Origin of the sequence: Citrobacter sp. CF971, from assembly GCF_006385635.1 — a bacterium.
GTDB classification, from domain to species: Bacteria; Pseudomonadota; Gammaproteobacteria; order Enterobacterales; family Enterobacteriaceae; genus Citrobacter; species Citrobacter freundii.
In genome coordinates this window covers 2636678-2660767 of sequence record NZ_CP041051.1, presented here as the reverse complement: position 1 = coordinate 2660767, position 24090 = coordinate 2636678, and the positions used below count along the sequence as shown (strand labels likewise).

25 protein-coding genes, 1 pseudogene and 1 other annotated feature are annotated in these 24090 nt (G+C 50.7%); of the genes and pseudogenes, 11 read left to right on the top strand and 15 right to left on the bottom strand.

Features of this window, described 5'->3' with window-relative positions:
* Positions 1–129 precede the first annotated feature (129 nt).
* On the top strand, positions 130–303 hold the full coding sequence (locus tag E6P06_RS16290) for a YciY family protein (protein ID WP_003020684.1): 174 nt from the start codon (positions 130–132) through the stop codon (positions 301–303).
* Between the two features lie 50 nt (positions 304–353).
* Here E6P06_RS16290 and E6P06_RS16285 read toward each other — a convergent pair whose 3' ends face one another.
* Complete coding sequence (locus E6P06_RS16285; protein WP_003020675.1) at positions 354–650, bottom strand: YciI family protein; 297 nt, start codon at positions 648–650, stop codon at positions 354–356.
* 215 nt (positions 651–865) lie between these two features.
* Between E6P06_RS16285 and tonB the strand changes: the two genes are divergently transcribed.
* On the top strand, positions 866–1594 hold the full coding sequence (gene tonB, locus E6P06_RS16280; RefSeq protein ID WP_168150127.1) for a TonB system transport protein TonB: 729 nt from the start codon (positions 866–868) through the stop codon (positions 1592–1594).
* A gap of 64 nt (positions 1595–1658) precedes the next feature.
* Here the strand turns inward: tonB and yciA are convergent, their stop codons facing one another.
* The 4 genes and pseudogenes from yciA to E6P06_RS28005 all read right to left on the bottom strand — a co-directional run.
* Complete coding sequence (gene yciA / locus E6P06_RS16275; RefSeq protein WP_003020670.1) at positions 1659–2060, bottom strand: acyl-CoA thioester hydrolase YciA; 402 nt, start codon at positions 2058–2060, stop codon at positions 1659–1661.
* Between the two features lie 165 nt (positions 2061–2225).
* The gene (locus E6P06_RS16270) at positions 2226–2765 is read right to left on the bottom strand and encodes a septation protein A (RefSeq protein ID WP_003020667.1); all 540 of its coding nucleotides are present in this window, start codon (positions 2763–2765) and stop codon (positions 2226–2228) included.
* Positions 2766–2819: 54 nt separating this feature from the next.
* Positions 2820–3563 carry a YciC family protein gene (locus E6P06_RS16265; RefSeq protein ID WP_003020663.1) on the bottom strand — a complete coding sequence of 248 codons (744 nt, stop codon included), beginning with the start codon at positions 3561–3563 and terminating at the stop codon, positions 2820–2822.
* Positions 3564–3591: 28 nt separating this feature from the next.
* Positions 3592–3678 (bottom strand): annotated as a pseudogene (locus tag E6P06_RS28005) (YkgJ family cysteine cluster protein); the annotation flags it as partial.
* 283 nt (positions 3679–3961) lie between these two features.
* On the opposite strand from E6P06_RS28005, the gene ompW reads away from it, so the two are divergent.
* Together ompW and E6P06_RS16255 are read left to right on the top strand one after the other, a co-directional pair.
* On the top strand, positions 3962–4600 hold the full coding sequence (gene ompW, locus E6P06_RS16260) for an outer membrane protein OmpW (RefSeq protein ID WP_003833354.1): 639 nt from the start codon (positions 3962–3964) through the stop codon (positions 4598–4600).
* Between the two features lie 567 nt (positions 4601–5167).
* Positions 5168–5884, top strand: a complete 717-nt coding sequence (locus E6P06_RS16255; protein WP_003020658.1) for a YebC/PmpR family DNA-binding transcriptional regulator — start codon at positions 5168–5170, stop codon at positions 5882–5884.
* A 72-nt stretch (positions 5885–5956) separates the two neighbouring features.
* Here E6P06_RS16255 and E6P06_RS16250 read toward each other — a convergent pair whose 3' ends face one another.
* Positions 5957–6394, bottom strand: coding sequence for a hypothetical protein (locus tag E6P06_RS16250; protein ID WP_233622600.1), 438 nt, complete (start codon positions 6392–6394; stop codon positions 5957–5959).
* 260 nt (positions 6395–6654) lie between these two features.
* On the opposite strand from E6P06_RS16250, the gene E6P06_RS16245 reads away from it, so the two are divergent.
* Both E6P06_RS16245 and E6P06_RS16240 read left to right on the top strand, forming a co-directional pair.
* The gene (locus tag E6P06_RS16245; protein WP_048232137.1) at positions 6655–6930 is read left to right on the top strand and encodes a hypothetical protein; all 276 of its coding nucleotides are present in this window, start codon (positions 6655–6657) and stop codon (positions 6928–6930) included.
* Between the two features lie 186 nt (positions 6931–7116).
* On the top strand, positions 7117–8589 hold the full coding sequence (locus E6P06_RS16240; RefSeq protein WP_032935568.1) for a GGDEF domain-containing protein: 1473 nt from the start codon (positions 7117–7119) through the stop codon (positions 8587–8589).
* Between the two features lie 32 nt (positions 8590–8621).
* Here E6P06_RS16240 and trpA read toward each other — a convergent pair whose 3' ends face one another.
* From trpA to trpL, 6 genes are all read right to left on the bottom strand, one after another.
* Positions 8622–9428, bottom strand: a complete 807-nt coding sequence (trpA, locus tag E6P06_RS16235) for a tryptophan synthase subunit alpha (RefSeq protein ID WP_003020647.1) — start codon at positions 9426–9428, stop codon at positions 8622–8624.
* Complete coding sequence (trpB, locus tag E6P06_RS16230; RefSeq protein WP_003020645.1) at positions 9428–10621, bottom strand: tryptophan synthase subunit beta; 1194 nt, start codon at positions 10619–10621, stop codon at positions 9428–9430. The genes trpA and trpB overlap by 1 nt, the downstream gene beginning before the upstream one ends.
* A gap of 10 nt (positions 10622–10631) precedes the next feature.
* A complete protein-coding gene (trpCF, locus tag E6P06_RS16225; protein ID WP_003843991.1) occupies positions 10632–11990 on the bottom strand; it encodes a bifunctional indole-3-glycerol-phosphate synthase TrpC/phosphoribosylanthranilate isomerase TrpF in 1359 nt (452 codons plus the stop codon).
* A 3-nt stretch (positions 11991–11993) separates the two neighbouring features.
* Entirely contained in the window at positions 11994–13589 is a 1596-nt protein-coding gene (gene trpD, locus E6P06_RS16220) for a bifunctional anthranilate synthase glutamate amidotransferase component TrpG/anthranilate phosphoribosyltransferase TrpD (RefSeq protein ID WP_003020639.1), read from the bottom strand.
* A complete protein-coding gene (locus E6P06_RS16215) occupies positions 13589–15151 on the bottom strand; it encodes an anthranilate synthase component 1 (protein WP_139935455.1) in 1563 nt (520 codons plus the stop codon). The genes trpD and E6P06_RS16215 overlap by 1 nt, the downstream gene beginning before the upstream one ends.
* A gap of 23 nt (positions 15152–15174) precedes the next feature.
* Positions 15175–15269: a sequence feature (Trp leader region), on the bottom strand.
* Positions 15246–15290: a trp operon leader peptide gene (gene trpL, locus E6P06_RS16210; RefSeq protein WP_191229385.1), complete on the bottom strand. Its 45-nt coding sequence runs from the start codon at positions 15288–15290 to the stop codon at positions 15246–15248. It overlaps the preceding feature by 24 nt.
* A 135-nt stretch (positions 15291–15425) precedes the next feature.
* Between trpL and rnm the strand changes: the two genes are divergently transcribed.
* From rnm to rluB, 3 genes are all read left to right on the top strand, one after another.
* Positions 15426–16304: an RNase AM gene (gene rnm, locus E6P06_RS16205; RefSeq protein WP_058842698.1), complete on the top strand. Its 879-nt coding sequence runs from the start codon at positions 15426–15428 to the stop codon at positions 16302–16304.
* A complete protein-coding gene (locus tag E6P06_RS16200) occupies positions 16301–16921 on the top strand; it encodes an L-threonylcarbamoyladenylate synthase (RefSeq protein WP_003020628.1) in 621 nt (206 codons plus the stop codon). Before rnm ends, E6P06_RS16200 begins: the two co-directional genes overlap by 4 nt.
* A 100-nt stretch (positions 16922–17021) precedes the next feature.
* A complete protein-coding gene (rluB, locus tag E6P06_RS16195) occupies positions 17022–17897 on the top strand; it encodes a 23S rRNA pseudouridine(2605) synthase RluB (RefSeq protein ID WP_003020625.1) in 876 nt (291 codons plus the stop codon).
* An 83-nt stretch (positions 17898–17980) separates the two neighbouring features.
* On the opposite strand, the gene cobO is transcribed toward rluB, so the two are convergent.
* Together cobO and E6P06_RS16185 are read right to left on the bottom strand one after the other, a co-directional pair.
* Positions 17981–18571: a cob(I)yrinic acid a,c-diamide adenosyltransferase gene (cobO, locus tag E6P06_RS16190; protein ID WP_003840707.1), complete on the bottom strand. Its 591-nt coding sequence runs from the start codon at positions 18569–18571 to the stop codon at positions 17981–17983.
* Positions 18568–19329, bottom strand: coding sequence for a YciK family oxidoreductase (locus E6P06_RS16185; RefSeq protein WP_003843987.1), 762 nt, complete (start codon positions 19327–19329; stop codon positions 18568–18570). The genes cobO and E6P06_RS16185 overlap by 4 nt, the downstream gene beginning before the upstream one ends.
* A 221-nt stretch (positions 19330–19550) precedes the next feature.
* On the opposite strand from E6P06_RS16185, the gene sohB reads away from it, so the two are divergent.
* On the top strand, positions 19551–20597 hold the full coding sequence (sohB, locus tag E6P06_RS16180) for a protease SohB (RefSeq protein ID WP_003843986.1): 1047 nt from the start codon (positions 19551–19553) through the stop codon (positions 20595–20597).
* A gap of 110 nt (positions 20598–20707) precedes the next feature.
* On the opposite strand, the gene E6P06_RS16175 is transcribed toward sohB, so the two are convergent.
* Positions 20708–20959 carry a YciN family protein gene (locus E6P06_RS16175; protein ID WP_003020616.1) on the bottom strand — a complete coding sequence of 84 codons (252 nt, stop codon included), beginning with the start codon at positions 20957–20959 and terminating at the stop codon, positions 20708–20710.
* A 398-nt stretch (positions 20960–21357) separates the two neighbouring features.
* Here E6P06_RS16175 and topA point away from each other — a divergent pair, with 398 nt between their 5' ends.
* The gene (gene topA / locus E6P06_RS16170; protein WP_003840713.1) at positions 21358–23955 is read left to right on the top strand and encodes a type I DNA topoisomerase; all 2598 of its coding nucleotides are present in this window, start codon (positions 21358–21360) and stop codon (positions 23953–23955) included.
* Positions 23956–24090: the final 135 nt, after the last annotated feature.

The following is a 24090-nucleotide window of genomic DNA, read 5'->3' as shown; positions in this document are numbered from 1 at the left end:
CTTTTGAAAGCGTATTGTTAAGAGTTTACGCATCAGGATTAATCTGGCAAATAAAAACACGGGAAAACCGCTGGTCTGCATTCGGTGTGGCGTTATAATGGCCACTCAGTGACTGAAAGAGTAGTAAACATGAAGCGTAGTAGAACGGAAGTGGGACGCTGGCGGATGCTGCGTCAGGCTAGCCGCCGTAAAGCACGTTGGCTTGAAGGACAATCGCGTCGTAATATGCGTATCCACACTATCAGAAAGTGCATTCTCAACCATCAACGCAACTCGTTGCTGTTTGCGATCCACAGCATCTGATCCCAAAAGGGCACCGCTGGCGGTGCCCAATGTCTGCTTTTGTTCTGTTTTTAAAATACTTTTTTGTAAGGTTTTACTGAAACCTGAGCATAAACGCCCGCTGCAACATACGGATCGGCTTCCGCCCACGCCTGTGCCGCCTCCAAAGATTCAAATTCGGCAATCACCGTTGAGCCGGTAAAACCCGCTGCACCGGGATCGTTACTATCGACCGCTGGCATGGGGCCCGCCGTGAGCAAACGACCTTCGTCATGAAGGAGTTGCAGGCGAGCCAGATGAGCAGGGCGCACGGAAAGACGTTTTTCGAGAGAGTCTGCGATATCTTGGGCGTAAATAACATACAGCACGGGTAGAACTCCTTGAACGGTAAAAGTCGTTAATAACGTTATTGGAAAGGCCTAACAACTGCAACGGAAAGATAACTGATATGTTAAGGCCATACTCTGAAAGTGGTTTTTTATCATAAAATCGCGTTCTAAATGTCAGTTACCGCCACGGGCTTATTGAATATGATTGCTATTTGCATTTAAAATCGGGGCCTGGTTTTTTTACTGAAACGATTATGACTTCAATGACCCTTGATTTACCTCGTCGCTTTCCCTGGCCAACGTTACTGTCTGTCGGCATTCATGGTGCCGTGGTGGCTGGTTTGCTGTATACCTCGGTACATCAGGTTATTGAACTGCCTGCGCCAGCGCAGCCGATCTCTGTCACGATGGTCGCGCCTGCCGATCTCGAACCACCTCAGGCCGTTCAGCCGCCGCCGGAACCCGTTGTCGAGCCTGAACCGGAACCAGAGCCGATTCCAGAGCCACCAAAAGAGGCGCCGGTGGTGATTGAAAAACCGAAGCCCAAGCCTAAACCGAAGCCAAAACCGGTGAAAAAGGTGGAAGAGCAGCCGAAACGCGATGTTAAACCAGCAGAACCGCGGCCGGCCTCCCCGCTGGAAAATACGGCACCTACGCGCACAATGACCAATACCGCGCCGGCAACTACCAGCAAACCGGTGGTCAGTGCGCCATCGGGCCCACGCGCTTTAAGCCGTAATCAGCCTCAGTATCCGGCGCGAGCTCAGGCGCTACGCATTGAAGGGCGGGTAAAGGTCAAATTTAATGTAACGCCGGATGGTCGGGTTGAAAATGTGGAGATCCTGTCTGCACAGCCTGCCAATATGTTTGAGCGTGAAGTGAAAAACGCGATGCGTAGATGGCGTTATGAAGCAGGTAAACCCGGTTCCGGACTCGTGGTGAATATTGTTTTCAAATTAAACGGCACAACGCAGATCGAGTAAGCATCAGGCCGTCCGGCAATGATCAAGAGTGATGATTGCCGGATAGCATTACTGGCGTGTGCTATCAGGCCAACGTGGGGATTGGACGCGGTTTCCCGTCTTTATCAACGGCAACGTAGATAAACAGAGCTTCGGTGGCCTTATAACGCTGGCCAATAGGTTCAGAAGCGACTTTCTTCACCCAAACTTCAATATTGATGCTGATTGAGGTTGTCCCGCGTTTCACACAGCGAGCATAGCAACACACTACATCACCTACGGCGACCGGGCGCAAAAAGCTCATTCCTTCAACCCGCACCGTTACCACACGACCATGTGCGATCTCTTTGGCCTGAATCGCGCCACCTATATCCATTTGTGACATCAGCCAGCCGCCAAAAATATCACCGTTCGCGTTGGTATCGGCAGGCATGGCCAGAGTGCGTAAAACCAGTTCACCCTGGGGAGTGTTATTCGTTGTTGTCATTGTAGAACCGACTATAGAGAAAGATTACAGGCGCGATGCTACTAGAATTTGTGCGTCGAGAACAGAGGGGATGCGGCATGCAGAGCAGATGTAAGTCAGGTTGTCAGCTCTATGGAACGCGAGGGGATAAAAATTCGCCAGATCCGCAGATCTGGCGAGCATGTATTACGATTTATCTTCTTGCGGCAGATGACGGTAAATATAGACTCCACTCAGCAGCGTAAAGAATAAAGTCAGGGCGGTCAGGCCGAACACTTTGAAGTTGACCCAAATGTTCTGCGGTAGCCAAAATGCAATATAGATATTCGCCAGACCACACAGGATGAAAAAGACTGCCCAGGCTAAATTTAGTTTCGACCACACTGGCTGCGGCAGGGTCAGTTCTTTACCTAACATGCGCTGGATCAGCGGCTTTTTCATCACCCACTGGCTTACCAGCAATGCACCAGCAAACAGCCCGTAAATCACCGTTACTTTCCACTTAATGAATTCATCGTTGTGGAAAAAAATAGTCAGGCCACCAAATACGGCCACCAGGACAAAGGTGATTAACGCCATCTTCTCGACCTTGCGATAGCGAACCCAGCTGTAAATCAACACTACAGCCGTCGCGACAATCAGCGCCGAGGTCGCCGCATAGATGTCGTAAAGCTTATAAAAAGCAAAAAAGACAACCAGCGGTAAAAAATCAAGAAACTGCTTCATTCTTCGATTCCGTCATCAAAAGCACCGGGTACAAGCCCGGAATGCGTTCAGGGTTTATTGGCGAATCAGCATGTACAGGCGGAACAAATAGATCAGCAACACCGCGGAGATCATATTGCTCAGCGTATTCGCCAATACCGCGCCTACATTCGGCGTAAGTACTGCAAAACTTGGCGCAAAAAGCAACAGCAGCGTTTTTGCCAGCAACCAACCGATTACTGCCGGCGCAACCAGTCGCATATTCGACCACGCCAGACGCATACTGTTGCGCATCGCGGCAAAGACACCCATTTTGTCCTGTACCAACATCACAGGTGCGAGTGCCAGCAGGATGGCCAGCAGAATACCGGGAACAACAACCAGCATAATACCGATTTGCACCAGCAGAGTAGTCAAAAAAATCAGAATAAACAGCTTTGGCAACACTGGCGCACTGGCGCCGATGGCACGTAATGCGCTGACCCGATGACCTGCTGAAATCAGCTGAATCATCAGGATGACACCACCGGCGAGGATGGCATTACCAATCAGACCGGAAAACGTAGACGCCGCGGAAGCGCGTAGCAAAATTTGCTGTTGCTCCGGGGTCATGTTTTGCACCAGATCGAACAACCCCACGCTGCTGGTTAACTGATCGCCTTCACTGAGTTGCGCAATTTGTGCGTCAGTGGGGGAAAAGGCATGCCCTAACACCACTGTGATAAACGCGCACAACAACGATACCAGCAAGATGGTAATGAATTGATTACGGAAAAAGTTTCCCGTGTCACGGTAAACGGATTTCGCCGTGATAGACATGCACTCTCCTTGAGTTTTGCAGGTGTTCATTTGCGGGCAATTGTACCCTGGATAACTCTACAGTGGCAGCATCGCGCGATGTATGGAAAAGCATATCTTTGTAAAGCTGCGGTAATTTTTGGCTATGACTTCAGCGTCGTGCATGAACGCTGTTTGTTATCTGCGCATCGCGTGCAGATAACAATCACCCATCAGCAATGAGCAGGAGGTACTTGCACATTGAAAATATATCAAAATTGATCTGAATTAATTTAACCAGGATTTTGAATGCAAGTTCTAACTTAATCTGGATCAATAAATGTTAAATTATCAAAGTCAATGTGATCCATGTTAGATCATTTATTACTCCAAAGTAGGTATATTCATTCCGCTTTTATAACCATAACGATGGAGCGGACATGAAAAAATTAACAGTTGCAGCATTGGCTTTAACAACTCTTCTCTCTGGTAACGCATTTGCGCATGAAGCTGGAGAGTTCTTTATTCGTGCAGGTTCAGCCACCGTCAGACCGACGGAAGGTGCAGGTGGTACGCTGGGCAGCTTAGGTGGCTTTGATGTCAGCAATAACACGCAGTTGGGTCTGACATTTACCTACATGGCAACCGACAATATCGGTGTTGAATTACTGGCGGCTACACCGTTCCGCCATAAAATTGGTACTGCAGCAACGGGTGATATTGCCACCGTACATCATTTGCCGCCGACGTTAATGGCACAGTGGTACTTCGGTGACTCCAGCAGTAAACTGCGTCCGTACGTAGGTGTTGGTGTGAACTACACGACCTTCTTCGATGAAGGCTTTAACGATAACGGTAAAGAAACAGGATTATCGGACCTGAGTCTGAAAGATTCCTGGGGTGCAGCAGGGCAAGTCGGTATGGACTATCTGATTAACCGCGACTGGCTGATTAACATGTCGGTCTGGTACATGGATATCGACACCACCGCAAGCTATAAAATGGGTGGTGTCCAACAGCGAGACAGCGTACGCCTCGATCCGTGGGTATTTATGTTCTCAGCGGGTTATCGTTTTTAAGTTCTTCTGCAAAACTCTTCTGCAAAACTGGTCATTAAATGACCAGTTTTTCCATTCTTTACCACGCGTATCGTTGTTTTGACCCGTCGTAGTCAACTGAGTCACGTGTGCTTCTGAACGCATCCGCCAGAGATGCTGATTGTACCGCTCCACCCATTTAGCATTTCCCTTTGTTGTAGTGGTGGAGTAAATATAGGCTAAGTATCTTGTCCCGGTGCTAAAGGAACACACTATCAAATAAGGCGCTGTGCAAGATGACTTGTAGCGCTCTCTTTAAGCAGTACCGCGGTAACTATAATAGCCTGTGTGTTTATCTGGAATATCGCTTTTGTTTCTATTCTCTTATGCATTATTGCTGCGGCTCATTTATTACGTACAAAAAAGAACCTGAAGATAATCAGGGGATAACTTATCCAAAATGTTAACTATTGATAAAATTAAAGTAACATATCGTAAAATTTGGATATTTTATTTTTCATGGACTAAGGTTTATACATCATGATATAATGTGATGGCAGATTATTTACCATTCAATAATGTAAATGAATTTTCGAGGAGATCATTCCAGTGGGACGTAAGTGGGCAAATATTGTTGCTAAAAAAACAGCTAAAGACGGTGCAACGTCTAATGTATATGCAAAATTCGGTGTAGAAATTTATGCTGCTGCTAAACAAGGCGAACCAGACCCAGAATTAAATACATCTTTAAAATTCGTTATTGAACGTGCGAAACAAGCTCAGGTTCCAAAACACGTTATTGATAAAGCCATTGATAAAGCCAAAGGCGGCAGCGATGAAACGTTCGTGCAAGGGCGTTATGAAGGCTTTGGTCCCAGTGGCTCACTGATTATCGCTGAAACATTGACTTCAAACGTTAACCGTACGATTGCTAATGTCCGCTCAATTTTTAATAAAAAAGGCGGGAATATCGGAGCGGCGGGTTCTGTCAGCTATATGTTTGACAATACCGGAGTAATTGTATTTGAAGGGACAGACCCTGACCATATTTTTGAAATTCTGCTTAATGCTGAAGTAGATGTTCGTGATGTAACCGAGGAAGAAGGAAACATCGTTATTTATACTGAATCTACAGATCTTCATAAAGGCATTGCAGCTCTAAAAGCAGCAGGAATTACTGAGTTCTCAACTACAGAATTAGAGATGATCGCTCAATCAGAAATTGAACTTTCACCAGAAGATTTAGAAGTCTTTGCAGGGCTTGTTGATGCTCTTGAAGATGACGATGATGTTCAAAAAGTATATCATAACGTTGCAAATCTCTAATGATAGATTAAAGAAATCTGTCATTATGGCAGATTTTTTTAACTCATAAAGTTGTAATGAGAGCACTATTTATTACAAACTCGGATATTTTCCATCATCATCAACTAAAAATATCTGAGATAGGTACCAGGTATCATTCTCTTTGGACAATTGATATTCATAAATAGGTGAATAATACTGCCTCGATAATCTGGTCGTCACGGTCGCTACTTTTTCAGAAATATGAACCGATATGATGTTCTCTTGCTCAGGATCATGACTAGACTCAGAACCAAAAGCTATAGGCTCGCCCTGAAAACCAGGTTTTGTATATTTATTCAAAAGCTCATTCCAACCCTTCTGGGCCAGGAGCATAACTTCTTGCTTTCCGTAGTTCTGATTTCTCTGAAATGACTGGTCATTCCAATATTTATAATCCCTCTGGAAAGCGGTGATTACCTGTTCCGGAGTATTTGCCAGTATGTCCCCAGCGCTTAAAAATCCAACGCTTAACATAACTAATTTAATCAACAGATGTCTCAACAAGTTCACCCATATTTGGCATGCTTTACTTCAGTGTCTCGCAAGGGACTTTTTGAAGTCAACTTCATTAATGGTTGCACAACCAAAACGACTGAACTGTATAGATTCCGGGCATACCTGCCCGTGGTTAGCAGCCAGGAAAAATTCCCCTCGTTCTTCATTTAAAAAATTCTGGGGAAAACATCCTGCCTTTCTCCCCTTTGATGTAGTGCTACTCTTTAAGCAAACCAACTTTGAGGGTATTGCTGATGATGTTGACCCGCCATCTGCTACAGCAAAAAATCACACTTCTGGAACCGTTCTACGAGGATCAAACGGCAGCGTTTGCCGTGAGTGTTGCACGTGAATTATTGCTTTACATGGATAAAATTGAGGCGCTGGAGAAACTTATTGCGACTCCGGTTACACTACCTTATTGCAGCGCAAGTCCGGTTTGTGAGATTGAGGCGGGCTATGCCGCAGGCGTAAACGACTGCCGCGAGGCCATCCGGCGGGCAGGGTATCCTATCGAAGGTGATGATTAGTTTGCGTTTATGTTAACAAATATGCGCTTTTATTGTATAAATCTGTAACCTAAGCGCGCGATTGCGGGCTACATCAACGTACCTGCTTCGGAGTGGCAAACATTCTCTATCAACGTACAACGCTGTTATGCAACAACATAAACGGGTAACCGATTTGGCAATACTGTTAACTATCAGGGTGGACTCGTGAAGATTGTGCAGGATAAGCTCAGAAACAGGCAGGCTCTGCTGGTATCCGGGCTCATTACGTTGATTTTTACCTCGTTGTTTCTGTTTATCATTTATGAACAGCGTATGGCGGCCGCCAGTGAAGGCGTTAGCCGCCTGCAAGCTCACATGTTGGACATTTTTAACGATAATGAACTGATTGCCGATGCGATTGGCGAGCGTTATTACCACATCAAAACCGGCGAACAGTGTGGTGTTATGGCGCAGTTTGTTCCGCGAAACAAAGATGAATGGGGAATTAACGCCGACCCAAAGCGGGTTCATTCTGCAACGGGGACGATTATTGCTCAGCAACCCAGCCATAATGCGCTGTGTATGTATACTGCGGCGGAGTTCATTCGCGGAATGGTTAATGAGCTAAATCCAGGCAGCTTCGATGCGCACCGTTACATTATCGCCAGCAATTCAGATTATTTTTATTGGTTTATGGCTTCTGACTCGCGCAATTTCAGTTTTTCTGACTCCGAAATGGCGATGGATATAACGCATTTTTTCTATCCGCCCACCGATTTCTATACCCGGTTGTTGCAAAAAAACGTCAAAAATAAAGCTCTCAGTTCAACAAACTTCTATACCGATAAAATTACCGGTGAAAAAGCCTACAGCGTAGTGAGCTATATCTACGATCTGTCGGGTAAGGAGATATCAGACCAAATCGTTGCCTATCTGGTCTATGATCATTCGAAGCCTGAGCTGCAGGAAGCGTTAGCCGAGGCGTTTGATAATCAAATCCTTCCCGGATTGAACGTGGAGTTAGTGAATCTGACCAACAAAGAGAGCCTCTGCTTATCCGGCAAATGTGCGGGGCAATCCAGCTATTTGGTGCGCAATTTTTCGGAGAAATATGCGCTGCACTATTCGCTTTCATTAGGCCGTTTTATGGCGCGCGATACACATGCCGGGATTGTTATCCTGCTGGCGCCGTTCTTTTTCATCATCATTAGCTTCTCGTTAAAGTCATGGCTAAACGAAAGCGACCTCAAGGTTTATATCGATACTCTGACCGGCTGTTTTAACCGCCGAATACTCGACATTATCAAGCGTCGGGATTTATCACACTGTTCGGTGGTGCTACTGGACTGCAATAAATTTAAGGCCGTCAATGATACCTGGGGCCACGCGGCAGGCGATCGCGCGTTGCAAATTATCGCCAACAGGATGCTGTCAAACACCCGCACCAGCCACGATATTGTGATTCGTACCGGCGGGGATGAATTTATGATCCTGCTGTTTCGATCGCAGGCAACTGACGCCATAGCAATCGCGCAACGTATTAGCGGGCAGGTGACCAGTCATGTGTTTGTGGTGGATGGGCATACCGTGCCATTGTCAGTATCGTGGGGAATTGCAGAGGTGAACGGTGAACTGGATGTGGCCATTCAGAATGCGGATAGCGCTATGTATAGAATGAAGCACACGGAAGAGGGGTGAAACCGCCAGACGTCTCTGGCGGTTGATTTAACTTACTGGTGGGTGGCGGCTTTCATCGTGCTGACAAACGCTTTCAGCTCAGCCAGCATCTGTTCCGGTGCCGCAACATTTTTCTCAATGATTTTCACAATTGCCGAGCCGGAAATTGCACCGGCAGCACCGGCTTCAATAGCTCCGGCTACCTGTTCAGGCGCAGAGATACCGAAGCCCTGTAAAGAAGGCGGAGCATCATATTGTTTCAGCTTTTCAACCAAATGATGCAGCGGTAATGCCGCACGATTTTCGGCACCGGTCACGCCTGCACGTGAAAGCAGATAAGTGTAGCCGCGACCGTAAGAGGCAATCTGGCGTAGCAGTTCTTCATCAGCATTCGGCGGGCAGATGAAAATCGGTGCGATGTTGTGACGCAGTGCAGCAGTTCTGAATGGCGCAGACTCCTCAACAGGGACATCGGCTACCAACACAGAATCCACACCCACTTTTTCGCACTGGGCGTAAAACTCGTCAATGCCCTTGCTGAAGACCAGGTTGGCATACATCAGCAACCCAATGGGAATCGTCGGATGCTTCTGGCGAATCAGCGCCAGCATTTCAAAGCATTGCGATGGTGTGACGCCGGCGGCAAACGCACGCAGGGTGGCTTCCTGAATGGTTGGGCCATCGGCCAGCGGATCGGAGAACGGAATGCCGAGCTCAAGCGCGTCGGCACCGGCTTCAATCAGCGTATCAATGATTTTCAGTGACTGTTCAACAGACGGATCGCCCAGGGTTACGAAGGGGACAAAAGCACCTTCTTTGCGGTCCTTCAGCTGTGCAAACAGGTTTTCGTAACGTTCCATCAGATTTCCCCTCGCGCTTTCAGAATATCGTGTACGGTGAAAATGTCTTTGTCGCCGCGACCGGAGAGATTAACCACCAGTAACTGCTCTTTTTCCGGATTTTCACGCATCATTTTCAACGCGTGCGCCAGGGCATGGGAGGACTCCAGTGCCGGAATAATCCCCTCGTGCAGACACAGCGTTTTGAAGGCTTCCAGTGCTTCATCATCGGTTATTGAAACATAATCGGCGCGACCAATGCTGTTCAGGTACGCATGCTGTGGCCCGACCGACGGGAAATCGAGTCCGGCGGAAATAGAGTAAGACTCTTCAATCTGTCCTTCTTCGGTCTGCATCATCGGGGACTTCATGCCGAAGTAAATCCCGACACGACCATGTTTCAACGGCGCGCCGTGTTCTCCAGACTCAATCCCGTGACCGCCTGGCTCTACGCCAATCAAACCGACGCTGGTTTCATTAATAAAATCGGCGAACATACCGATGGCGTTAGAACCGCCGCCCACGCAGGCGATAACGGCGTCCGGCAGACGACCTTCTTTTTCCAGAATCTGCGCCTTGGTTTCTTCACCGATCATCCGCTGGAACTCACGCACAATAGTCGGGAAGGGGTGCGGACCTGCCGCTGTACCGAGCATATAGTGCGCGGTATCGTAGCTGCCAGACCAGTCGCGCAGCGCTTCGTTACAGGCATCTTTCAGCGTTGCGGAACCGCTGTGAACGGGGATAACTTCTGCACCCATCAAACGCATACGGAAAACGTTCGGCGACTGACGTTCAACATCTTTCGCGCCCATGTAAATACGGCATTTCAACCCCAGCAGTGCGCTGGCGAGAGCAGATGCAACACCGTGCTGCCCCGCGCCTGTTTCGGCGATAATTTCCGTTTTACCCATGCGCTTCGCCAGCAACGCCTGGCCCAGCACCTGGTTGGTTTTGTGCGCGCCGCCGTGCAGTAAATCTTCACGCTTGAGATACAGCGTCGTGTTGGTGCCTTGAGTAATGTTCTGGCACTTGGTCAGTGCGGTTGGGCGACCCGCATAGTTTTTCAGCAGGTCTGTAAACTGCGCCTGAAATTCAGGATCTTTTTGCGCGCTGACAAAAGCTTCTTCCAGCTGGCGCAGGGCAGGCATCAGAATCTGTGGCACATACATACCGCCAAATTCACCAAAATACGGATTGAGTAATGTTGTCATGTCCTTTTCCTTAATATGCGCGCAGCGTCTGAAAGACCGAAGCCAGAAGACGTGCATCTTTGATGCCCGGCTGTGACTCTACGCCAGAATTGAAATCGAGACCGGCACAGCCGGTTTTTGCCGCGTCAACGCAGTTATCTGCGCCAAGTCCGCCAGCCAGTAATACGTTATCCAGCGATTGTCCGCCTAAAAGTGACCAGTCGAAGCGTTGCCCGCTGCCGCCCTGACCGTTGTCGAAGACGTATTTATCGACATGCTGATAATCCCGGGCTGGCAACTTATCGCTGACGCTGAGCGCCTTCCAGATTTGTACTTGTGCGGGTAGCGCATTGCGTAGCGCGTCTATGTAGGCTTGATCTTCGCTACCATGCAGTTGCACGGCAGTGAGTCCCAGAGCAGCCGCTGTTTCACGTACGTCGATAATATCTGTGTTGCGAAACACCCCGACATATTGCAGCGGCGCGCCGGTCATGACCTCTCGCGCTTGCTCAACGCTAACCGCGCGTGGCGATGTGGGTACAAAAATCAGTCCGCCATAAATCGCGCCGGATTTATACGCCGCGTTGGCATCCTGAGCCCGGGTTAAACCGCAGACTTTATTCTCGCCGAGCAGTACGCGACGCACGGCAGCGTGCAGATCATCATGCGACATCAGCGCGGAACCAATCAGAAAACCGTTGGCGAAGTGGCTGAGTTCGCGCACCTGTCCATAGGTGTTGATCCCGGACTCGCTGATGACGGTCACACCGTGGCCCAGTCGCGGCGCAAGCTGGCGGGTGCGATTCAAATCAATCGACAAGTCGCGTAAATCGCGGTTGTTGATACCAACGACTTTGGCACCCAGTGCGATAGCACGCTCCAGCTCTTCTTCGTTGCTGACTTCGGTCAGTACGCCCATTTTCAGGCTGTGGGCGACGGCGGCGAGTTGACGATATTGTTCATCATCGAGGACCGACAGCATCAACAAACAGGCGTCCGCCTGGTAGAAACGCGCCAGGTAAATCTGGTAAGGATCGATAATAAAGTCCTTACACAGAACAGGTTGCGGCGCGATGCGGCTGACGATAGGCAGGAAATCAAAACTGCCCTGGAAATATTTCTCATCGGTCAGTACGGAAATCGCGGAAGCATAATGTTTATATACGCCCGCAATCTGTGCCGGATCGAAGTCATCACGGATCACGCCTTTTGACGGAGATGCTTTTTTACATTCCAGAATAAAGGCGGTGCGCGCACCTTGCAGCGCATCGTAGAAATCACGAGAGCTGGGTTGAACATCATTTTGAAAGCTTGCCAGTGGTTGTTGCTGTTTGCGGGCTTCTACCCAAATCGCCTTGTCTGCGACAATTTTCGCTAAAACGGTTTGCATCATTTACCCTCTTGCTGCCAGTGCAGTGACACGGTCATAGGCCGCACCGCTGCGCAGTACATTAATCACGGTTTGCGCATTGGCTTTTAAATCTTCTTCACCGTGCAAGCGCATTAACATGGCGACATTCGCGGCAACAGCGGCTTCATGAGCGGCTTCACCTTTACCTTGTAACAAGCGACTAAGAATGTCACGGTTTTCTTCCGGCGTGCCGCCAGCCAGCTGTTCCTGGTGGTAAGGCGTCAGGCCAAAGTCTTCTGCCGTCAGTTGATAACTCTTGATTTCCCCATCGTGCAGCTCTGCCACAATGGTCGGTGCATGCAGCGAAACTTCGTCCATGCCACCACTGTGCACTACGGCTGCCCGCTGATATCCGAGCACGCGCAGCGTTTCGGCAATCGGCAGCACCAGCTCCGGGCTGTAAACGCCGATCAGCGCCAGCGGCGGATGTGCCGGGTTAATCAACGGGCCGAGCACGTTAAACAGCGTGCGGGTTTTCAACTGCTGGCGTACCGGCATGGCATGGCGAAAACCGGTGTGGTATTTCGGCGCAAACAGAAAACACACGCCGAGATCGTCAAGCGCCTGACGTGATTTGTCGGCGTTCATATCCAGATTGATGCCAAATGCCGCTAACAGATCCGAAGAGCCTGACTTGCTGGAGACGCTGCGGTTGCCGTGTTTGGCAACTTTCAGTCCGCAAGCCGCTGCAACAAAGGCGCTGGCGGTAGAAATATTGATGCTGTTGCTGCCGTCGCCGCCGGTACCGACAATATCGGCAAACAGATAATCAGGACGCGGGAACGGAGCGGCGTTTTCCAGTAGCGCGGTTGCCGCACCGGCAATTTCATTCGGGTGTTCACCACGAATTTTCATGCTCACCAGCGCCGCAGCCAGTTGTTCCGGCTTCAGTTCACCGCGTACCACGGCGGAGAACAGCTGGTGGCTTTCCTGCTGAGACAGCGTCTGCGCCTGGTACAGTTTCTCCAGAATTGGTTGCAGCGTATTGGTTTGTTCAAGCTTCTGTTGCGCCCAGGCCAGCGTTTGTTCCAGCAAACGCGCGCCCTGGGTGGTCAGAATGGACTCCGGATGGAACTGGAAGCCGCAGACGCGATCGGTATCGTGACGCACCGCCATCACCATGCCGTTAAAGTGGGCGTTAATGGTTAATCCTGCCGGAACGTTGCTGCCAACCAGCGAATGATAGCGTGCCACCGGCAGCGGATTAGCCAGACCAGCAAACATTGCCTGACCGTCGTGTTCAATGCTGGACGCTTTGCCGTGCAGGATTTCTCCAGCCTGGCCCACATATCCACCATAGGCCTCAACAATGGCCTGATGTCCCAGACAAATGCCGATGATTGGCAGCTTGCCTCGCAGACGGGTTAACAGCTCCGGCATGCAACCTGCTTCGCTTGGCGCACCTGGGCCTGGAGAGAGCATCAGCACAGGATTTTTCATCGTTGCTAAGCGGTCAATCAACGTCTGGGCCGGAATATGGTTGCGGTAAATCACCACGTTGTGACCATTAGTACGCAGCTGATCCGCCAGGTTATAGGTAAAAGAGTCGATATTATCGAGCAGCAGAATGTCAGCCATTAGAAGGTCTCCTGTGCGTGGTGCGCGGTGGCGATAGCACGCAGAACCGCGCGCGCTTTATTACGGGTTTCATCGGCTTCAGACTGCGGTACAGAATCCAGAACAATTCCGGCACCGGCTTGTACGGTGGCAATACCGTCTTCCACGAGGGCGGAGCGAATGACAATACAAGTATCCAGATCGCCATGAGCCGTGAAGTAACCTACCGCGCCGCCGTAGCTGCCACGGCGACGACCTTCTGCCTCGGCGATAAGCTGCATAGCGCGAACTTTTGGCGCTCCGCTTAACGTGCCCATATTCATACAGGCGCGGTAAGCGTGCAGCACATCCAGATCGCTACGCAGCTCGCCGACCACGCGCGAAACCAGGTGCATAACGAAGGAGTAACGATCGACTTTGGTGAGGTCAGCAACATAGCGGCTGCCAGGCGTACAGATGCGCGCCAGGTCGTTACGCGCAAGGTCAACCAGCATCAGGTGCTCAGAAAGCTCTTTATGGTCGGTACGCATCTCCAGCTCGATACGGCTGTCAAGGTCGCGGTCAAGTGAACCGTCCGCACGACGACCGCGCGGGCGAGTGCCGGCAATCGGGTAGATCTCAATCTGGCGGCTGGAGGCATCGTATTTCAGCGAGCTTTCCGGGGAGGCGCCAAACAGCGTGAAATCGTTGTCCTGCATGAAAAACATGTATGGGCTGGGGTTACTTTTCTTCAGCACATAGTAGGCTGCCAGCGGTGACGGGCAGGGCAGCGAGAAACGGCGGGACGGAACCACCTGGAAAATTTCGCCCGCGCGAATCGCTTTTTGCATGCCACGCACCACGGCGCCAAACTCTTCATCGCTCTGATTGCATTCGCAGCGCATCTGCGGGACTTCAGTAACGGGCAGCGGCGGCGCAGGCTCGGTAAGCTGTTGGCTCAGCTGCGCCAGACGGGCGTTAAGACGCTGTTTCTCCGCATCATTGGGGGTAAAAACACTGGCCTGAATTCGGGTGCTTTTTTTCTGGTGGTCGATAACCATCAGCGTTTCTGCCAGATAGAAGCAGTAGTCAGGACAACGGTTGCCCGCTTCAAGCTGAGGTAAATCTTCAAAACCGGCAACCAGGTCGTAGGAAAACAGACCGCCGAAGAACATCGCTTCACGTTCTTGCACAGGAACATTCACCAGCCCCTGCAGTAAGCGAAAAGCATCAAATACGGAAAGAGAACATAAACGGGCGTCTTCATCCAACAGCGGGCTGACGGCAGGGAATCGCAGATGACGACCATTCGGCTGTTTTTCATTCTCAACGCCAGCGGGCAGGGCTGCATCCAGCAAGGGCAGCAGCGATGCACCGTTTGTGGATAACGCCTGAATAGTGACAGTGTCACCGAGAGCGGTAATGCGCAATGCGCTGTCGACTAGCAGCAAGCTCTTCAGATCGTCTTTGCTGTCGATATCTGCAGATTCCAGCAGCAGCGTTGCCGGACGTGCGCCACATACCTGATGAAACAGCGACGTCGGATTCTCACGGTAGGCGGCATCGCAGGCAAGCAGTTCGAGTATCGGTTTTTGTGTTTGCATCGTTATTCTCATTAATTTTGTTCAAAAAAAAGCCCGCTCATTAGGCGGGCCGGGTATCTGGTTGCAAATTGCAGACGTAAGACACTGCCCGAAATCAGGAAGTGCGCCACCAACCGTGCAGAAAAAATGTTGCTTTCATTGCAGATACCTTCTTCATGTGAACTTGCGTACTAGTTAACTAGTTCGATGGGATAAAGTCAACACCTGATTTCAGTATATTTGCCGAAACCGCTATGATGGGCGTGTTACGACATTTATTGAAACGGGAGCCGCCTTGAGCGACACGAATTACGCAGTGATTTATGACCTGCATAGTCATACTACAGCCTCCGATGGGCGATTAACCCCAGAAGCCTTAGTACAACGTGCGGTAGAGATGCGAGTCGGTACACTGGCGATCACCGATCATGACACCACGGCGGGCATTGCGGCGGCAAGAGAAGAAATTTCACGTTCGGGTTTAGCGTTAAATTTGATCCCTGGTGTCGAGATATCAACTGTCTGGGAAAACCATGAGATCCATATAGTGGGTCTGAACATTGATATCGCCCATCCCATGATGTGCGAGTTTCTGGCGCAACAAACGGAACGTCGTCAGCAGCGTGCGCGCCTGATTGCCGAACGACTCGACAAAGCGCATATCCCCGGCGCGTGGGAAGGGGCGTTGCGCCTGGCTGATGGCGGGGCGGTTACGCGGGGCCATTTTGCGCGTTTCCTGGTGGAATGTGGCAAAGCCACAACCATGGCGGATGTCTTTAAAAAATATCTTGCCCGTGGGAAAACCGGTTACGTTCCGCCACAGTGGTGTACAATAGAACAAGCTATTGATGTCATTCATCATTCTGGCGGTAAGGCTGTTCTGGCTCATCCTGGGCGGTACGATCTTAGCGCTAAGTGGCTGAAAAGACTGGTTGCACATTTTGCTGAACATCGCGGCGACGCGATGGAAGTAGCGCAGTGTCAGCAGTCTCCCAATGAACGCACCCATCTGGCGACGCTTGCGCGTCAGCATCAATTGTGGGCATCGCAAGGGTCTGATTTTCATCTACCCTGCCCATGGATTGAGTTGGGTCGTAAACTTTGGTTGCCCGCAGGCGTAGAAGGCGTCTGGCAACTTTGGGAGCAGCCCGAGATCACAGAGAGGAAAGTATGAGCCAGTTTTTTTATATTCATCCCGAAAACCCGCAGCAGCGCCTGATCAATCAGGCCGTTGAAATCGTGCGTAAAGGTGGGGTGATCGTCTATCCAACCGACTCCGGCTATGCGTTGGGCTGCAAAATTGAAGATAAAGGCGCAATGGAGCGCATTTGCCGCATCCGTCATCTGCCGGACGGGCACAACTTTACGCTGATGTGCCGTGACCTGTCTGAATTGTCGACCTATTCGTTTGTCGACAACGTGGCCTTCCGTTTAATTAAAAACAACACGCCGGGCAACTACACCTTCATCCTGAAGGGGACGAAAGAGGTTCCGCGCCGCTTGTTGCAAGAAAAACGTAAGACCATCGGCCTGCGTGTACCCTCAAACCCGATAGCACTGGCGCTGCTTGAAGCGCTGGGCGAGCCGATGCTCTCCACGTCACTGATGCTGCCGGGTAGCGAATTTACCGAGTCAGATCCGGAAGAAATTAAAGACCGCCTGGAGAAACAGGTGGATTTAATTATCCACGGCGGATATCTCGGCCAGCAGCCGACCACGGTCATTGATTTAACCGACGATTCTCCGGTGGTGTTGCGTGAAGGCGTCGGTGACGTTAAACCTTTCTTATAAGGGCGCGAACCGCTATACTACGCGGCCTTAAAATGGCGCTGATTGGCGCCGTTGATTCTCCTGTTCGACGCCTGTGAAGGCGACACCTAAAGGAAGCTCTATGAGCGAAAAGTTACAAAAAGTGCTGGCGCGTGCTGGCCACGGTTCTCGCCGTGAAATCGAATCTATTATTGCCGCGGGTCGCGTGAGCGTTGATGGCAAAATTGCCACGCTCGGCGATCGCGTTGAAGTCACTCCGGGTCTGAAAATCCGTATCGACGGTCATCTGATTTCGGTTAAAGAGTCTGCGGAGCAAATCTGCCGTGTTCTGGCCTATTACAAGCCAGAAGGCGAACTGTGTACCCGAAACGACCCAGAAGGTCGTCCGACCGTGTTTGATCGTTTACCAAAACTGCGTGATGCGCGCTGGATTGCCGTAGGGCGTCTGGACGTGAATACCTGCGGTTTACTGCTGTTTACCACCGATGGTGAACTGGCTAACCGTCTGATGCACCCAAGCCGCGAAGTTGAGCGTGAATATGCGGTACGTGTGTTTGGTCAGGTTGATGATGCAAAACTGCGCGATCTGAGTCGTGGCGTGCAGCTGGAAGATGGTCCGGCGGCATTTAAAACGATCAAGTTCAGCGGTGGTGAAGGGATCAACCAGTGGTATAACGTCACGCTGACCGAAGGGCGTAACCGTGAAGTCCGCCGCCTGTGGGAAGCTGTAGGTGTACAGGTAAGCCGTCTGATTCGTGTCCGTTACGGTGATATCCCGCTGCCGAAAGGCCTGCCGCGTGGTGGCTGGACAGAGCTTGATCTTGCTCAGACCAACTATCTGCGTGAACTGGTGGAGCTGAAGCCGGAAACGACCTCTAAAGTGGCCGTCGAGAAAGATCGTCGTCGCATGAAGGCGAATCAGATCCGTCGCGCGGTGAAGCGCCACTCTCAGGTTGGCAGCAGCCGTCGTCCGGGTGGTCGCAGCAACAACGGTTAGTCATAACCAGGCCTGATAAGCAAAGCGCCATCAGGCGTTAGCGTGGAGCCGGATACAGCGCAAACGCCTTATCCGGCCTACACTCAATAATCGATCCCTGGTTGGGCTTTCACGCCCGCTTCAAACGCATGCTTGACCGGGCGCAGCTCGCTGACCGTGTCAGCCAACTCCAGAATATCGCGATGACATCCACGGCCGGTGATAATGACCGTTTGATGGGCTGGGCGCGCGTTCAGTGCATTGATGACCTCTTCAAGCGGCAGATAGTCGTATGCCACCATGTAGGTCAGCTCATCCAGTATCACCATATCCAGTTCATCGTCGGCCAGCATCCGCTTGCCGTGTTCCCACACGGCCATACAGGCTGCGGTGTCAGACTCGCGGTTCTGCGTTTCCCAGGTAAATCCTGTCGCCATAACCTGAAACTCTACGCCGTGGGGTTCAAGTAAGTTACGTTCTCCGTTTGGCCACGTACCTTTAATAAATTGTACGACGCCGACTTTTTTACCATGGCCCACCGCGCGCGTGGCGGTACCGAATGCGGCGGTGGTTTTACCCTTACCATTTCCGGTGAACACGATGATAATTCCGCGCTCATCTTTCGCTGCGGCAACGCGTGCGTCAACCCGATCTTTTACGCGCTGTTGACGTTGCTGATAGCGTTCTTCACTCATTGGGCAATTCCTGGTTTACGGCCCGGCTGGGCATCAAAAGTCATACCGGTTTTACGGCGGCTGTCATCGCCCATCAGCCACAGGTAGAGCGGCATAATATCGGCGGGAGTTTTCAATTTTTGCGGATCTTCCGTTGGGAATGCGCTGGCTCGCATGCCAGTTCGCGTCCCGCCAGGATTGATACAGTTTACGCGCAGATGACGGTTTTGATACTCATCAGCCAGAACCTGCATCATCCCTTCGGTCGCAAATTTTGAGGTGGCATATGCTCCCCAATTGGCGCGTCCCTGGCGACCGACACTGGAAGAGGTAAAGACCAGCGATCCGGCATCGGATTTGAGTAACAACGGCAGCAATGCCTGAGTCAGCATAAAAGTGGCATTTACATTTACCTGCATCACATCCTGCCAGACCTGCGGGTTTTGTTCACTCATTGGACAAATATCGCCGAGTAATCCGGCGTTATGCAGTACGCCATCCAGACGCGGGAAATGTGCAGCAATGCGCTGCGCAAGCTGGTGACATTCTTCAGAGGTACAGGTTAGTAGATCCAGTGTAAACCACTGTGGTTGTGTTCCGTTCTCATCGGCGATAGTGCGGGCAACCTGACGCAGTTTTTCTTCGTTACGCCCAAGCAGGATAACGGTCGCGCCATAGCGTGCATAGGTCTGCGCGGCTTCGCGTCCGATACCATCGCTGGCACCGGTGATAAGAATAATGCGGCCCTGTAGAAGGTCTTGTTTAGGTTGGTAATGCACGGCTACTCCTCGGCGACGTCCTGGATATCTCGTTCGCGATAACTTTTGGGCTTTATGCCTTAAACCCTGTACTTTTTCAATCAGCCAAAGGCAATAACACCGCAAAATGAACGCTTTGTCATGCTTTTTACTGATTCAGCACTGGATGTATGAAGCAAGACGAGGTGACACGCCTGTTGTACACTGAGCGGAAGTCGCGTTGTTTAACCAAGGTGGGTCTCGTGGAATTGTTGTCTGAATATGGGCTGTTTTTGGCAAAAATTGTCACTGTCGTGGTGGCTATTGCAGTGGTGGTGATGCTGATCGTAAACGCGACACAACGCAAACGTCAGCGTGGGGAATTGCGGGTTATTAACCTCAGCGATCAATATAAAGAGATGAAGGAAGACCTGTCGCTAGCCTTATTGGATGGGCATCAGCAAAAATTCTGGCATAAGGCGCAGAAAAAGAAACAAAAGCTGGAGGCGAAAGCGGCTAAGGCAAAAGCGAAACTGGGTGACAGTACGTCATCAGATAAACCTCGTGTATGGGTGCTTGATTTTAAAGGCAGTATGGATGCCCATGAGGTCAGCGCATTACGCGAAGAGGTGACGGCTGTGCTGGCGGTTGTTAAACCTCAGGATCAAGTGGTGGTTCGTCTGGAAAGTCCGGGTGGTGTGGTACATGGTTATGGCCTGGCTGCGTCCCAGTTACAACGTCTGCGCGATAAGCAGATCCCGCTGACCGTTACGGTAGATAAAGTCGCTGCGAGTGGCGGATATATGATGGCCTGCGTGGCGGATAAAATTGTCTCGGCGCCGTTTGCTATCGTCGGCTCAATTGGCGTGGTGGCGCAGATCCCGAACTTTAACCGCTTCCTGAAAGGGAAAGATATTGATATCGAACTGCACACCGCCGGACAGTATAAGCGTACGTTGACCTTACTCGGTGAAAACACGGAAGAAGGGCGGCAGAAATTTCGCGAAGATCTGAACGAAACGCATCATCTGTTTAAAGATTTTGTGCAGCGCATGCGTCCGACTCTGGACATTGAGCAGGTTGCCACCGGTGAACACTGGTTTGGTCAACAGGCGCTGGCAAATGGGCTGGTGGATGAGATCAATACCAGCGATGAGGTGATCCTCGGGCTGATGGAAGGTCGTGAAGTGTTGAACGTTCGCTATCTGCAGCGTAAAAAGCTGATGGATCGTTTTACCGGTAGTGCGGCGGAGAGCGCCGATCGTTTGCTGATGCGCTGGTGGCAGCGGGGGCAGAAGCCACTGATGTAGAATTGTCATTGCCGGATAGCGATGCTCACATATCTCCTATCCGGCCTACAAATATGCATCAATATAGGCTGGATAAGGCGATGCCGCCATCCGGCAAATTATTACTCGTGTTAATCGATCAAGTGATACTTTTCGGAAAGTACGTGCGCCAGGTGTTTAAACATATTAAACACCGCCGTACTTTTGGGCGTTGGTAGCCCTTGCTCGTCTAAAAAGTAATCTCCGCTGAAAACCAGCACGCCGTTTCGCTGCGTAACGCCGGTGGCGACAATCCCCGCCAGCGTGTCCTCATGCTCACGAATGATTTTGTTGGCTTCAATCAGCAGTGTTTCGCGATCGATGGGTTGAGTGTCTTTATGCATGATTTACTCCTTAAACAAGGACATTAGTCTACGCTGAGCCCGCCTTATGGGCAAATATTCCCTGACATAAATGAAGGTTTTACGACAGTGTTACAACTGGCGAGATTTGTTTTTGCATGCTAATAAAGTTGCGTAACGCATTTTATCAGGTACAGTGTGACGCTTTCGTCAATCTGGCAACAGATTTGCTTGACATTCGACCAATACTTCGTCGTGCTAGAGCGTTTGTGAGAAAAAAAGCCTGTTAACTCAGTTACATGAGAGTTACATTACAAGCGCGAATCAGTTTAAAGGGTTGATATCCGCCGACGCAGAGACCATATCGATGTCTCGTCGCCAGTGGAAGGTGAATCAACGTGCGACGCATTCTGGAAGAATCAAATTAGGTAAAGGTGAATATGGGTAAAGCTCTTGTCATCGTTGAGTCCCCGGCAAAAGCCAAAACGATCAACAAGTATCTGGGTAATGACTACGTGGTGAAATCCAGCGTCGGTCATATCCGTGATTTGCCGACCAGTGGCTCAGCAACTAAAAAGAGCGCCGACTCAACCTCCACCAAAACGGCTAAAAAGCCCAAAAAGGATGAACGTGGCGCTCTCGTCAACCGTATGGGTGTTGACCCGTGGCACAACTGGGATGCGCGCTATGAAGTGCTGCCTGGTAAAGAGAAAGTTGTTTCTGAACTGAAGCAACTGGCTGAAAAAGCCGACCACATCTATCTCGCAACTGACCTTGACCGCGAAGGGGAAGCCATTGCATGGCACCTGCGGGAAGTCATCGGTGGCGACGACACCCGTTACAGCCGCGTGGTGTTTAATGAAATTACCAAAAATGCTATTCGCCAGGCGTTTGAAAAACCGGGCGAGTTGAACATCGATCGTGTTAATGCGCAACAGGCGCGCCGCTTTATGGACCGTGTTGTGGGCTATATGGTGTCGCCACTGCTGTGGAAAAAAATTGCACGCGGTCTGTCAGCTGGTCGTGTACAGTCTGTGGCTGTGCGCCTGGTGGTTGAGCGTGAACGCGAAATCAAAGCATTTGTTCCAGAAGAGTTCTGGGAAATTGATGCTAATACGACCACGCCGGGCGGCGACGCGTTGCCGCTTGAGGTGACGCATCAAAATGATAAGCCGTTCCGTCCCGTAAATCGGGAACAAACGCTTGCCGCTGTTAGCCTGTTGGAAAAAGCGCGCTATAGCGTATTGGAACGTGAAGATAAACCGACCAGCAGCAAGCCGGGCGCACCGTTCATTACTTCCACGCTACAGCAGGCTGCGAGCACGCGTCTCGGCTTCGGTGTGAAGAAAACCATGATGATGGCGCAGCGTTTGTATGAAGCGGGTTACATCACTTACATGCGTACTGACTCAACCAACCTGAGCCAGGATGCAGTGACCATGGTTCGCGATTACATCAGCGATAATTTTGGTAAAAAATATTTGCCGGAAAACGCGAACCAGTACGCCAGCAAAGAGAACTCGCAGGAAGCGCACGAAGCTATCCGTCCTTCTGATGTCGCCGTACAGGCGGAATCGCTGAAAGATATGGAAGCTGATGCGCAAAAACTGTATCAGCTGATCTGGCGCCAGTTTGTTGCCTGTCAGATGACCCCAGCTAAATATGATTCCACCACGCTCACCGTGGGTGCGGGTGATTTCCGCCTGAAGGCGCGCGGTCGTATTCTGCGCTTCGATGGCTGGACGAAAGTGATGCCAGCGTTGCGTAAAGGCGATGAAGATCGCATCTTACCGGCGGTGGACAAAGGCGATACGCTGACGCTTATCGAACTGACGCCAGCACAGCACTTTACTAAACCGCCTGCGCGCTTCAGTGAAGCTTCGCTGGTTAAAGAGCTTGAAAAGCGTGGTATTGGTCGCCCATCTACCTATGCGTCGATCATTTCTACGATTCAGGATCGCGGTTATGTTCGCGTTGAAAATCGTCGCTTTTACGCTGAAAAAATGGGTGAAATCGTCACCGATCGTCTGGAAGAAAACTTCCGCGAACTGATGAACTACGATTTTACCGCGCAGATGGAAGATAGCCTCGACCAGGTGGCGAATAAAGAAGCCGAATGGAAGGGCGTACTCGACAACTTCTTCACTGATTTTACTCAGCAACTGGATAAAGCCGAGAAAGATCCTGAAGAAGGCGGTATGCGTCCGAACCAGATGGTGCTGACCAGCATTGATTGCCCGACCTGCGGACGCAAAATGGGTATTCGTACCGCCAGTACCGGCGTTTTCCTTGGTTGCTCCGGCTACGCACTTTCCCCGAAAGAGCGTTGCAAAACCACCATTAACCTGGTGCCGGAAAACGAAGTATTGAACGTGCTGGAAGGCGACGACGCGGAAACGAACGCATTGCGCGCCAAACGCCGCTGCCAGAAGTGCGGTACGGCAATGGACAGTTATCTTATCGATCCTAAGCGTAAATTGCATGTGTGTGGTAATAACCCAACCTGCGACGGCTACGAGATCGAAGAGGGCGAGTTCCGTATCAAGGGATATGACGGTCCTATCGTCGAGTGCGAAAAATGTGGTTCTGAAATGCACCTGAAAATGGGACGTTTCGGCAAGTACATGGCGTGTACTAACGACGAGTGCAAAAACACCCGTAAGATCCTGCGTAACGGTGAGGTCGCTCCGCCGAAAGAAGACCCAGTTCCGTTGCCGGAACTGCCGTGTGAAAAATCTGACGCGTATTTCGTGTTACGTGATGGTGCTGCAGGTATCTTCCTGGCTGCAAATACGTTCCCGAAATCACGTGAGACTCGTGCGCCGTTGGTGGAAGAGTTGTACCGCTTCCGCGATCGCCTGCCGGAAAAACTGCGTTATCTGGCAGATGCGCCGCAAACTGATCCGGATGGTAACAAGTCCATGGTTCGTTTCAGCCGTAAAACCAAGCAGCAATACGTTGCCGCTGAAAAAGACGGTAAGGCGACTGGCTGGTCCGCGTTCTTCGTTGACGGCAAATGGGTAGAAGGGAAGAAATAACAGCGTTTCGGCTGAATTTTTCCTCAAAGGGTCGCGTAAGCGGCCCTTTTTGTTTCTCGCATATTATTTTTTGTCATACCTATACAGCGTACATAGAAATGATATAGTGGTTATAGTTAACAGACTTTTTATTAT

Excerpts from the sequence above, each read along its gene's own strand:
- E6P06_RS16290 (WP_003020684.1), top strand. The coding sequence starts at position 130 with ATGAAGCGTAGTAGAACGGAAGTGGGACGCTGGCGGATGCTGCGTCAG.
- tonB (WP_168150127.1), top strand. The coding sequence starts at position 866 with ATGACTTCAATGACCCTTGATTTACCTCGTCGCTTTCCCTGGCCAACG.
- yciA (WP_003020670.1), bottom strand. The coding sequence starts at position 2,060 with ATGACAACAACGAATAACACTCCCCAGGGTGAACTGGTTTTACGCACT.
- E6P06_RS16270 (WP_003020667.1), bottom strand. The coding sequence starts at position 2,765 with ATGAAGCAGTTTCTTGATTTTTTACCGCTGGTTGTCTTTTTTGCTTTT.
- E6P06_RS16265 (WP_003020663.1), bottom strand. The coding sequence starts at position 3,563 with ATGTCTATCACGGCGAAATCCGTTTACCGTGACACGGGAAACTTTTTC.
- ompW (WP_003833354.1), top strand. The coding sequence starts at position 3,962 with ATGAAAAAATTAACAGTTGCAGCATTGGCTTTAACAACTCTTCTCTCT.
- E6P06_RS16245 (WP_048232137.1), top strand. The coding sequence starts at position 6,655 with ATGATGTTGACCCGCCATCTGCTACAGCAAAAAATCACACTTCTGGAA.
- trpA (WP_003020647.1), bottom strand. The coding sequence starts at position 9,428 with ATGGAACGTTACGAAAACCTGTTTGCACAGCTGAAGGACCGCAAAGAA.
- trpB (WP_003020645.1), bottom strand. The coding sequence starts at position 10,621 with ATGACAACATTACTCAATCCGTATTTTGGTGAATTTGGCGGTATGTAT.
- trpCF (WP_003843991.1), bottom strand. The coding sequence starts at position 11,990 with ATGCAAACCGTTTTAGCGAAAATTGTCGCAGACAAGGCGATTTGGGTA.
- trpD (WP_003020639.1), bottom strand. The coding sequence starts at position 13,589 with ATGGCTGACATTCTGCTGCTCGATAATATCGACTCTTTTACCTATAAC.
- E6P06_RS16215 (WP_139935455.1), bottom strand. The coding sequence starts at position 15,151 with ATGCAAACACAAAAACCGATACTCGAACTGCTTGCCTGCGATGCCGCC.
- E6P06_RS16200 (WP_003020628.1), top strand. The coding sequence starts at position 16,301 with ATGAGCCAGTTTTTTTATATTCATCCCGAAAACCCGCAGCAGCGCCTG.
- rluB (WP_003020625.1), top strand. The coding sequence starts at position 17,022 with ATGAGCGAAAAGTTACAAAAAGTGCTGGCGCGTGCTGGCCACGGTTCT.
- cobO (WP_003840707.1), bottom strand. The coding sequence starts at position 18,571 with ATGAGTGAAGAACGCTATCAGCAACGTCAACAGCGCGTAAAAGATCGG.
- E6P06_RS16175 (WP_003020616.1), bottom strand. The coding sequence starts at position 20,959 with ATGCATAAAGACACTCAACCCATCGATCGCGAAACACTGCTGATTGAA.
- topA (WP_003840713.1), top strand. The coding sequence starts at position 21,358 with ATGGGTAAAGCTCTTGTCATCGTTGAGTCCCCGGCAAAAGCCAAAACG.